The 9,594-nt window shown below is 57.3% G+C and carries 7 protein-coding genes; 1 reads left to right on the top strand and 6 read right to left on the bottom strand.

Annotated features, from left to right (window positions below):
• Positions 1-52: 52 nt before the first annotated feature.
• From CZ787_RS04430 to CZ787_RS04405, 6 genes are all read right to left on the bottom strand, one after another.
• Complete coding sequence (locus CZ787_RS04430) at positions 53-385, bottom strand: hypothetical protein (protein ID WP_217883844.1); 333 nt, start codon at positions 383-385, stop codon at positions 53-55.
• 81 nt (positions 386-466) lie between these two features.
• Positions 467-1,531 carry a leucine-rich repeat domain-containing protein gene (locus CZ787_RS04425; protein WP_087106589.1) on the bottom strand — a complete coding sequence of 355 codons (1,065 nt, stop codon included), beginning with the start codon at positions 1,529-1,531 and terminating at the stop codon, positions 467-469.
• A gap of 288 nt (positions 1,532-1,819) precedes the next feature.
• The gene (locus CZ787_RS04420) at positions 1,820-2,689 is read right to left on the bottom strand and encodes a DUF7281 domain-containing protein (RefSeq protein WP_087106587.1); all 870 of its coding nucleotides are present in this window, start codon (positions 2,687-2,689) and stop codon (positions 1,820-1,822) included.
• Positions 2,686-3,939 (bottom strand): hypothetical protein, encoded by a 1,254-nt coding sequence (locus CZ787_RS04415; protein ID WP_254908566.1) that lies wholly within the window; start codon positions 3,937-3,939, stop codon positions 2,686-2,688. The genes CZ787_RS04420 and CZ787_RS04415 overlap by 4 nt, the downstream gene beginning before the upstream one ends.
• Positions 3,936-4,565, bottom strand: a complete 630-nt coding sequence (locus tag CZ787_RS04410; protein WP_087106585.1) for a hypothetical protein — start codon at positions 4,563-4,565, stop codon at positions 3,936-3,938. Before CZ787_RS04410 ends, CZ787_RS04415 begins: the two co-directional genes overlap by 4 nt.
• On the bottom strand, positions 4,562-8,227 hold the full coding sequence (locus tag CZ787_RS04405) for an ATP-binding protein (protein ID WP_087106583.1): 3,666 nt from the start codon (positions 8,225-8,227) through the stop codon (positions 4,562-4,564). The genes CZ787_RS04410 and CZ787_RS04405 overlap by 4 nt, the downstream gene beginning before the upstream one ends.
• Positions 8,228-8,419: 192 nt before the next feature.
• Between CZ787_RS04405 and CZ787_RS04400 the strand changes: the two genes are divergently transcribed.
• Positions 8,420-9,529, top strand: coding sequence for a pyridoxal phosphate-dependent aminotransferase (locus tag CZ787_RS04400; protein ID WP_087106581.1), 1,110 nt, complete (start codon positions 8,420-8,422; stop codon positions 9,527-9,529).
• The last annotated feature ends 65 nt before the right edge of the window (positions 9,530-9,594 follow it).

Here is a 9,594-nt window from a genome sequence, read left to right as displayed (position 1 = left end):
AACGTATGCAATGGTTACGGCACTGATTACTCAATAACTTTTGCGTAACCACTTATGTTCTAAGTTGATACTGATATTTTGAAATTACGGCGCGGATTAATGATCGACTTTCAGTGAGAGTTGTTTGGAACAAACTACTTACTGTCCTTTCATCTGGGACTGTGCCGCCAAAAGCAGATTCAATTAATAGAAATAAACGATATTCAAGCATGTCGCTCCCGCGCTTAAAAACCTTTTGGCCGCGAACCATGCTTAAATATTCTTTGAATGACGCACTAACGTAAGAGTTTAACTTTCCATTTAAGTCAGCTACAGAGCACCCAAGAATTTCAGATATCTCAGCTTCTTCCGCTGGAGTGAAATTTATTGTTGTAGTGAGGTCCATGATACTTTCCCTGTGGTTTATAACGCCTGAGTTAAGCCGTGCCGCGAAGCGGCGGCATCGGCTGGAACGAATTGTTAGGTCTCAACCCCGTGCAGGCGACGACGTCCCTGGCACAGTGCTGTGAAGCAACTCTTCTAGCTCGCGCGAAAGCTGGAGTTGACACCCGCCTGCTTGGAGTTCTCGTAGCCATAGTTCTTGCCGCTCTGTCAGTGTGTTCTCTTCTTGTCCATACCAATCGAACTCTTCAAGTTTACTCAATGAAACTATGCTATCGGGTAAGCGAGTCAGATGTTCATTGTGCGCAATGTTTAATGCTTTTAGATTGACTAGATCGCCGATTTCAAGCGGAAGCTCACTGAGGTTGTTGGACCAAAGCGTCAATAGCTCTAGGTTCTTCAACTTTCCAATTGCCTTTGGAAGTGACGTTAAGCTATTGCCGCCTAGTCTGAGCTTCTTTAGGCCGGCAATGTTGCATACAGCCGGAGGTAGGGAATCTAAATCGTTAAGCTGAAGGTGGAGATCCTCAAGCTCCTCCATGAGCAGTATTTCATCAGGTACGTGGCTCACTTTCGGATAGCGAAGCTCTCCGGAAATGGCATCTCCAAGCGCCAACTTTCTTGTTTTCAGTAGCTCATCATCGGATAGTTGCCGTTCCGGTACCCAAGAGGTTTCGTTCTCCAGCCAGTAGCGCAGTTTATGTACTTGCGCGCCTTTGCTGCTGGAGTTCGCATGTTCTGCGACAACTCCACTGCTCTGCATCTCAACAAGTCTTTCCACAACAGCTCGTTGCTGGTCTATGAATGAAGCACCTTGTGCCTCCATCGCTCCAGCGTACTGAAAGATTGACTTGGCTATCCTTTCATTTGAAAGTGAGTGTTCAAAGAACGATTCGGACACGCCATTACGTCTAGCGACGTTCTGAACGGCGTAAAGAAACACTTCGACTTCGTCTTTGTTTCCTATCCAAGATGGCAATCTCCCGTCCCCCGAACTGATTTCTCGATGCGCTCGTAGCTTGTCAGCATGGTGCATTCTCTCTTTTGCCTGAAAGAATCCTCGCGCGAATAGAAGCACGATATACGCAACGATGGAGAGGCCTGCGGTTGGCCAAGCCAAGATAAGCGCTACAAAGAAAAGGATGACCACAGCTTGCTCCCCCGAGATACTTGGCTGTTGAGACCTAACAGTGATTATACGGAAGTCTACATAACCTCAATAAACGTGCCCGCTCATTCATTGAGGTTATAGAGCCGCCTCATTTGACTCTACCCCATTGTTTCTGCTGGGAGCAAAGAAAAATTTGGCTATATATTCAAAATTCGCGTGCAAGCACGTTTTGCCGGTTTCAATCATATTGCCGCTGGCGCATCACTCAGCAATGCGCCTACGGTCGAAGGGCACAATACATGGGTCTCGCGATAAATAGGTAAGCAATTACACCAGCCCCACACAAACCATCTCCCCACCAAACCACTGCTGCTTAAGCCCCCGCTGCTTCTCCAACAGCAACGTCAGGTAGTCGTGCAACGGGTGGGCCGAAGGCAGCGCGGCAAGATGCTGGCGCAGCCGCCGTTGGTAGGGAAACTGCTCAGCAGGCACGTGGAATGGCGTGGCGTTTTGAGTAAGCCATCCGATGGTGGGCAGCAGCAAGTGAGTAGCGCTGCTATCAAGCACTAACGTGACGCCTTTTACATCGAAGTCACCAGCGTAAATATGCGGCCGTTGGGTTTTGTGCCAAGCATCGGCCAGTAAGGCAAAGCCGCCGCCGTAGTGGCTATCGCCGCGGTAGACGACCAGCGGATTAACATAGTCGCTTAGCGCTGGTAGTTCTGCCGAAAACTCATAGAAGCTGTCCAGGTTTTCGACCTGAATCATGGCGCTGAACGCACTCAGCTTTAGTGTGTGTACATCCACATCGCGAATAGCCCGTGGCTCGATGGCAAGCCCTGCTATTGGCTGAGGGGGAAAGCTTACGAGCACTCGTCGTGCGCGGGGGCTTTCACGGGTTGCCTTGTCTTCTTCTACACCCTCTTTTGCTTGGGCGCTGCTGGTCAGGCCGCTGAGGGAGCGGCCTAGTGGCGCTATTCGGGCGCTGTCTAATACATCGTTAATCTGCGCCAGCAAGGCGCCATCAAACCGCAGCGTTTTACTGGTTATTCGTGTGGCCAAGTCAATATCATGCTGATGGCACCAGGCCACTACGTCGTTTACCCATTGGCCACGGGGCTTCTCCACTGTGGGCTGGCGGAGCAGTTCGCGGGCTACACCGTTCAGCCCATTGCGTGCGCGGCTGGGTAGGTTCATACGGCCAGCTGTAGTTCAACGTCATGGATCAGGCGCAGGTGATTGTAGGCACTCGCCTGGGTCTCCTGCTGTGTAAGGCGAAACGCGCGCTGGTCGTTGCGCGGCAGGCCCTGGTACTCGGCAATCACCTGGAACAGCCAGATCTCATCCGGCCACTCCAGCGGGCTTTCGTGCAGGTATTCAAGCGCGCTGACCGGCTCAGCCTGGGGCTGGTCGATCACGCTTAAATAGAAGTGTTCGACATCCTGCTTTAGCACCTGTTGGCGGGCGGCGGCCAAGCTGCTTTCCTGTGCCTGGGCGGGTGCGGCTGCTTCCACCGTTTGCGTGGTGTGGCGCGGCTGGGGTAGTTGGTGCAGCAGGTCGGCGAGCACTTGGTTATCGAGATTGCGGTCAAGCGCCGGGGCGGCCGCCGCGTTTAGCGGGGCGGCTTGATTGACCAGCGCGGGCACCTCGCTGCGCCGAGCGTAGTTGCCGGGCACGAAGCCTGGGTGCTCGCGCATAAACGCGGCCATGCCGCTAATCAGGCGGCTGCGCGCCTGCTGCTTGCGAAAGCGCGCCATCAGCTCAATCAAGCGCCGCTGCACTTCGCGCAAACCGGTGTAGTGGTTACTTAACTGCTGCTGAAGCTGGCTGATCAATAGTTTGCGCAGGCTGCCGTCGCTGCCTACCAGCTCTATCAACTCGTCAAAGTTAATCAGTGCCAGGCCATCCAGCAGCCTGGCGATCTGTTTCTGGGCGCGGTCGTTTTCACGGATTTTATCGTTAAGCTGGCTGACGAAGCCGAAATCACTATTTAACCGCTGCCAAAGGCTGTCGATGGCATCGGCGAAGCGGCCGTTAAGATCGTCGACCTCCTGGCGCAGGCGCATCAGCTGCTGCTCTAGCTTCCAGTGCTCGCCACGGCTGCGCGCCTCGCGGTAGCTGTGTACCAAGGAGCGAATCAGCTCCAGGGTTTCCGCTACGTCGGCATTCACATGGCGGCGGGTCTCGTCGGCGAGCATTTCGGCGATCAGCTCGCGCACCTTTGGGGCAAGCTTCACGCCGCTCTGCTCATCCGGGCGCCACAGAATACGCGCCGCCAGCATCTTGCGCAGCGCGCTATCGCTGAGCGATTCCAGCGGCACTTCATCGCGGGTGTAGGCCTGCATCAGCGTTTCAGAATGCTTGCCCAGTAGCGCCAAGCGCTCAGCGCCTGTTTTGAGCAGGCGACTCTCCAGCTCGTTCACACTTTTGCCCACGCTCTTATTCACAAGAGGGCCTCCTGCGTGCCTTCTTCTCCTTCGGCATCAATCGGCAGGTTCTCTTCATCGCGAATAAAGCGCACCAGGTCCACCAAGTAATCAATCTTGCCGGTGATCACAAATACCTGGCGCTCGGAATGCGGCTGGAGCAGGTAGCCGTGCTCTTTCAGGCGTTTGAAGACCTGTTTTACCTGGGCATCTAGCTGGTCGCTTTGCGAGCCAAAAAAGCTGTCGGTGGCCAGGCGTTCCAGGCGCTCGCGCAGGCTTTGGTTGTCTTCACACTTGGCGCTGAATTCGGCCGGTTTGAGTACATCGCCGGGGGCCGCCAGCGTATCGCGGCCCAGCGCTTCTTGCACCAGCTGTAGCCACTCCAGCAGCGGCAGCAGGCTGTTGAGCGTCTCACCCAGTTGGCGTGAGAGCTGATCCCGAGCGCTGTCATTGAGCTGTCGCCAGGCCAGAAAATAGACACTGCCCTCTTCATTGCTAGCCAGCCGCCGGTTAAGTGGCCGCAGATAGGTATCGATCTCCTCGCGGGTTTCTGCGTTGCTCAAGTGGCGATAGCCGCTTTCATCGCTGACCGGGCAGACAAATTCCCCGGCGAGTAACCGCTCAAGCAGTGGGCCATGTTCGATCATACCGTCACCTCCTGCTGACGTTCCTGGAGCCGCTCGGCCAAGCGGCTCAGGCGCGGTTCAATGCGTTTTAACACCCGTTTATTGGCGTTAGCGTTATCGCGGTCAATCAAGTAGCGATTGGCGAACAGCAGCAGCACGTCGGATTCAGGATTGGGGAACGCGCCGACAATATGAATGCGGTTGCTGTCACAGGCCTCAAACAGCTTTTCTACGTTGTGATAGGCCAAGGTGCCGATCTCATCGATGGGCCAGTGGATGGCGATTTCTGCGTCACCACGCAGCAGGCGGGTAAACGCCAGTAGAAATTTACACAGAATCAGGTAGGCCATGCCGTGGCTGGAAGACTCCAGCAGCTGGCGGTCGTTCTTGATCACCAGGTCCGTGCCGCCTTCGTTCAGGTGCAGCTCCAGGCGCAGCAGGCTTTCGAAGCTGTACTGCTGGTCGCTACGCAGTAAATCGACCACATCGGCCAGGGTGTTCAGGTAGTCGTCGCTGGGCAGCGTCTGGCCGGACTCACGCCACTCTTTATAGCGCTGAGCGAACAGCTTAAGCGGCTCCCAGAAGCCCAGTTCATCGATGGTGGACTGAATACGCACTTCGGCCTTGGTGATGCCTTCCAGCCGTAGGTCGTCGGCGACTTCTTCCGAAAGCCGACGGCTCTGGGCGCTGATGCGACGGTTCAAGTCGCGGAACACGGTAAAGAATTTATCCAGGTCATCGCTCAGGTTGCGGCCTTCCTGAATCAACTGCTGTTGTTGGTCTTCAAGCAGTTTGAGCATGTCGCGCAGTAGCGGCAGCTGTAGGCGCGGGTTGTCGCTTTGCAGCTTGCTGCGCTCGCTTTCCAACGCTTCAGCAAAGCCGCTGCTGGCGTCCTTGATCAGTTGGCTTTCAACCTCCAGGCAGCCCCGGCGCAGCTGCTCGATGAGCTGATGGCGACTGCCCAATGCCTGGCGGGCGCGCTCAATGCGCTCGTCCACATCGCCCAGCGGCGCCGCCGGGGCCTGGCCATCGGGTTCAATGGCGAGGCCTTCCAACTGTGTCAGCAGTGGCTTTAAGGCTTCCAGGCTGGTGTGTTCGCTTTCGCGCTGCGTTTTAAGCGTGCTGACGGTGCTTTGGTGCGTTTTACGCGCGGCCTGAAAATCGTTTTTCAAACGCTCTTTATCGCGTTGAAGCTGCTGTTCGGCTTGTTCGAGTTCGGCTTCCTGGGTGACCAGCTGCGGCTTGTGCTGCCCCCACTCCACGCGCATAAAGCGGGTGTATTCGATAAGCTCATCCTGACGGGCGGCGGTAACGCGGATGCGTTCCTCTTGGCTTGCCAGCCGCGCCTTGGTGTCTTTTAGCTTTGCCGGGTCGACGCCCTGTTCGGCCAGCTCCTGGCTAAAAGCTTCTTCCAGTTCCGCTCGCTGGCGCTGGTGTTCGGTGTTGGCATCGCTTAGCTGCTGCTTATACTGGCGCAGCTGGGCATCCAGGCTATCCACCTGGCTTTGGCCGTCGGCTTTTAGCTCCAGCAGCTGGCTTTGATGGGTTTCACCAAGCGCGTTAAGGGCTTGCTGTTTCTCTTCACGCAGCTCGGTTTGTGTTTGTTCCAAGCGAGCTAACGCGGCTTGATGCGCGGCGCGGCGCTCCTGTTGATGCTTGGCGTGGCGCTCTTGCTGCTGGCGGCGCGCCTCGGTCGCAAACTCAACTTCCTGCTCGGCACGCTTATGGGCCATACGGCCCTGGTCCTGGGCTTCATCGGCCTGTTGGACGCGCTCGTTATGCTGTTTAAGCGCTTTCTCGGCCGTTTGGCACTCTGCCTGCGCGCGCCGTTTGGCGCTATCTGCTTCTTCAATGGCGGCGAGCAGCGTGGCTTCGTCCTGGGCGTAATCGGGCAAGGCAATGGCCGAGAGATCCAGCGCCAGCCCAAACAGGTCATCACTGCCGCCGTCGGCTAGTTGAGGTGCTAGATCGCGTCGTTCCAGCAATTCCAGGGCAATCACTTTGCCTAACTGCTGCTCCCAACCGGGGCGATGGTAGCGCAGAAAATGGCGCAGGCTGCCCTGTTCAGGGTCACGCTGCTGGTAAAGCGCGTAGCTGCGCTGCTCGGCGCGCTCAAGCTGTTGGCGAAGCTGAACCAGTTGCTGCTCGGCATCGTCCCTGCCGCGGCGGTTGTTTTCAAACTCGCGGCGCAGGCCGTCTAGCGTGGCGGCCGATGCGTTACGCTCCTGCTGGGCCTGGTCCAGGCGCGCTTGGGCAAGCTCAGCATCAGCAGCTTCTTCGGCGGTTTGAGTCGAAAGTGAGAGCTGGGCTTTTAGCTCGGCCAGCTGCTCAACGCCCAATTCAAGCTGCGCCTGATACTCACCGTCCAGGCGCTGGCGCTCCTGTTGATAGCGCTCATTAAGCTTCTGCTCGGCTTCCCACTGCTGTTCACGGCGCAGGGCTTTCTCTTCCACCAGGGCGTCGATCAATTCCTGGGCTTCACCGGTCTGGCGGGCCAGCGCCTCGGAAAGTTCACGCAGGCGTCCATCAAGCCGCGCCTGGCTCTCTTTTACCGCATCCTGCATCACGTTCAGGTGGGCACGCAGCTGATCGCGCTGCTCGCGCCACTGGGGCAGCGCATTGATATCACGCTCCAGGGCGGGCATATCCGCCTCGAAATAGTGCTCGTACTGGGTTTGTAGATCATTAAGGCGGCACTGGGTCTGCTGTAAATCGCTGACCACTTCGCTGTGGCGGTCATTAAGCTCATCCCGCGCCTGGGCGTAGTCGCTTTCCCGCTGCTGGAAATCGCGCTGATGGCGGGCAAGCTCGGCGTCCACATCGGCCATGCGCCGCTCAGCCTGCTGGCGGTCATCTTCAAGCTGGGGTTTAAGCTGCCATAAGGTGGCATCAAGATGGGCGAGTTCGCGGTCAATCCCGGCAAGCCGGGCGAGCGACGCCTGCAGTGGCTCCAGGCGCATGGATTGGCGCATCTGGGCAATCCATTCACGCGCCTTGGTGTTACGAATCCGCGTCACCGGCAGCTCAACGCCATCCTCTTCGAAAATCGCCGCCAGCATGGTTTTGAGGGTATCCATCTTGCCCTCTTTGGCATGCACCGCCGACACCAACTTTTCAATATGGCGAATACGCCGCTCGGGCTTGACCAGACTGAACTGCGCGGCGATCTGGCGCAGTTTGAGGCCGTCGCGACTATTGCCGTGCAGCTGGGTAAAGTCGTTTTGGATCACCGAGCGAAATTCAGAGGTCGCGCCCAGCTTGGACGACACCGGCGTGCCGCTACGGCGCAGGCCGCTGGCCCACTGTGTGTAGTCGAGTGCAGTCACGCCCGCCTCGCTCTCCACCAAATAATCTTCCGGCTGATAAGGCCCGCCCACAAAGCGGTACTCTACCCCGCCCTCTTGCTTACGAGTCAACACTGCCTGGCAGATATTGCCTGCTTCGCGGCGGTATTCATACACCAGGTAGCTATTGCGATGCGGCAGGTAAAACGCATCAAACTTCATGCGCGTTTTGGGCACTACCTTATTGGGCAGCTCGCCATAAAACACCGGCACCAGGCGCTGGAGCGTGGTCTTGCCCGAGGCGTTGGTGCCGCAAATATTGGTGTGGCCGTCCACACTGAGTTCAACCACGCCTTCAAGGTGGCCGTGAATCATCACGATGCGTAGCAGGTGGGCCATGCCGTGTCCTTGATCGATAGGGTTTCGAAAACGACTATCTTGCCAGACACAATGCAAGGCGACACCTACTGGATGACTCGACTCACCGATTCACTCTCCCAAACGCTTTATGTAATCATTAACCCACTAGCGACTTAAACGCTCAGCAATTACATTCACGCCCACGCTTCACTTTCATTGCAGGAAACCGCCATGCCCCGCTACCCCGAGCACCTTACCGGCGAAGGCCCGGTTAACCCCTTTCCGGGAATTAAAGTACTTGAACGCCGCCTGGGCCGAGCGATCCCCCATCAGTTGGGTTCCAACGAAGGGCTGGACATGCCTCACCAGGCACTGCGCGAGCACTTTGGTGATGCACTGGCGGCGCACGCTTACAGCTATGGCGACGCCGAGGCGTTTGGTGTGCGTACCCGGTTAAGCGCCCAGCTAGGCACGCCTTTTGATCACCTGTTGGTTGATGCGGGTGCCGATAGCCTGATTGCGCTGGCGCTACGCACTACCTGCGAGCCCGGCGCTACGGTGGTATGCACGGCGGGCACCTATCCCACGTTTGGCTACTTTGCGAAAGGCCAAGGCTGCCGCCTGATTGAACCTGGCTACCATGAAGCGCCCGGCGTGCTGGCGCCGGACCTGGAAGCGCTGGCCACCGCCGCGCAACAGGAAAACACCCGCCTCGTTTACCTGGCCAACCCGGATAACCCCAGCGGCCACCTGCACAGCGACAGCGCCATTATCAAGCTTCGCCAAGCGCTGCCAGATACCTGCTGGCTGCTGCTGGATGAAGCCTATGGCGATTTTCGTGATGATGCGGGAAGCGAGTTTTCGGCTAACGCGCTACCCGGCGTGATTCGCCTGCGCACGCTTTCCAAAGCCCACGGCTTAGCGGGGCTGCGCATTGGCTACGCCATTGCAGAGCCTGACGTACTGGCTATGATGATGAAGGTGCGTATTCACTACGCGGTTTCCGCACTGACGCTGGCCGCCGCCGAAGTAGTACTCGACCATCCTGAAGAAGTGCGCCAGCACGTGGCAGATGTAAAAGCCCGCCGAGAGCAGTTGGCCGAGCACTTTCGCTCTTTAGGGGCCGATGTACTGCCGAGTGCCACCAACTTTATCGGCATTCGCCTGCCCAGTGAGGAACTGGCCGTCCACGTACATCAGCAACTGCTTTCAGAAGGTGTGCTTGTCGCTCGCCTGGCGCACCCGGCGCTCGCCAACGTGATACGCATTACCGCCGTAGCGGATGCCCTGGTGCCGGGCCGGCTGGCAACGCTTGAGCAGGCTATTAAAGGGCACGCTTGATAAGGCAACTCTTTTTACAGGAAAGCCCCTGCCAAGGCAGGGGCTTTCTCGATACTAGCGCTACC

Origin of the sequence: Halomonas citrativorans (assembly GCF_900163645.1) — a bacterium.
Classification (GTDB): Bacteria; Pseudomonadota; Gammaproteobacteria; order Pseudomonadales; family Halomonadaceae; genus Vreelandella; species Vreelandella citrativorans.
The sequence above is the reverse complement of the archived record's forward strand: the minus strand, read 5'-3'. Positions and strand labels throughout refer to the sequence as shown.

Excerpts from the sequence above, each read along its gene's own strand:
- CZ787_RS04410 (WP_087106585.1), bottom strand. The coding sequence starts at position 4,565 with ATGATCGAACATGGCCCACTGCTTGAGCGGTTACTCGCCGGGGAATTT.
- CZ787_RS04420 (WP_087106587.1), bottom strand. The coding sequence starts at position 2,689 with ATGAACCTACCCAGCCGCGCACGCAATGGGCTGAACGGTGTAGCCCGC.
- CZ787_RS04405 (WP_087106583.1), bottom strand. The coding sequence starts at position 8,227 with ATGGCCCACCTGCTACGCATCGTGATGATTCACGGCCACCTTGAAGGC.
- CZ787_RS04400 (WP_087106581.1), top strand. The coding sequence starts at position 8,420 with ATGCCCCGCTACCCCGAGCACCTTACCGGCGAAGGCCCGGTTAACCCC.
- CZ787_RS04430 (WP_217883844.1), bottom strand. The coding sequence starts at position 385 with ATGGACCTCACTACAACAATAAATTTCACTCCAGCGGAAGAAGCTGAG.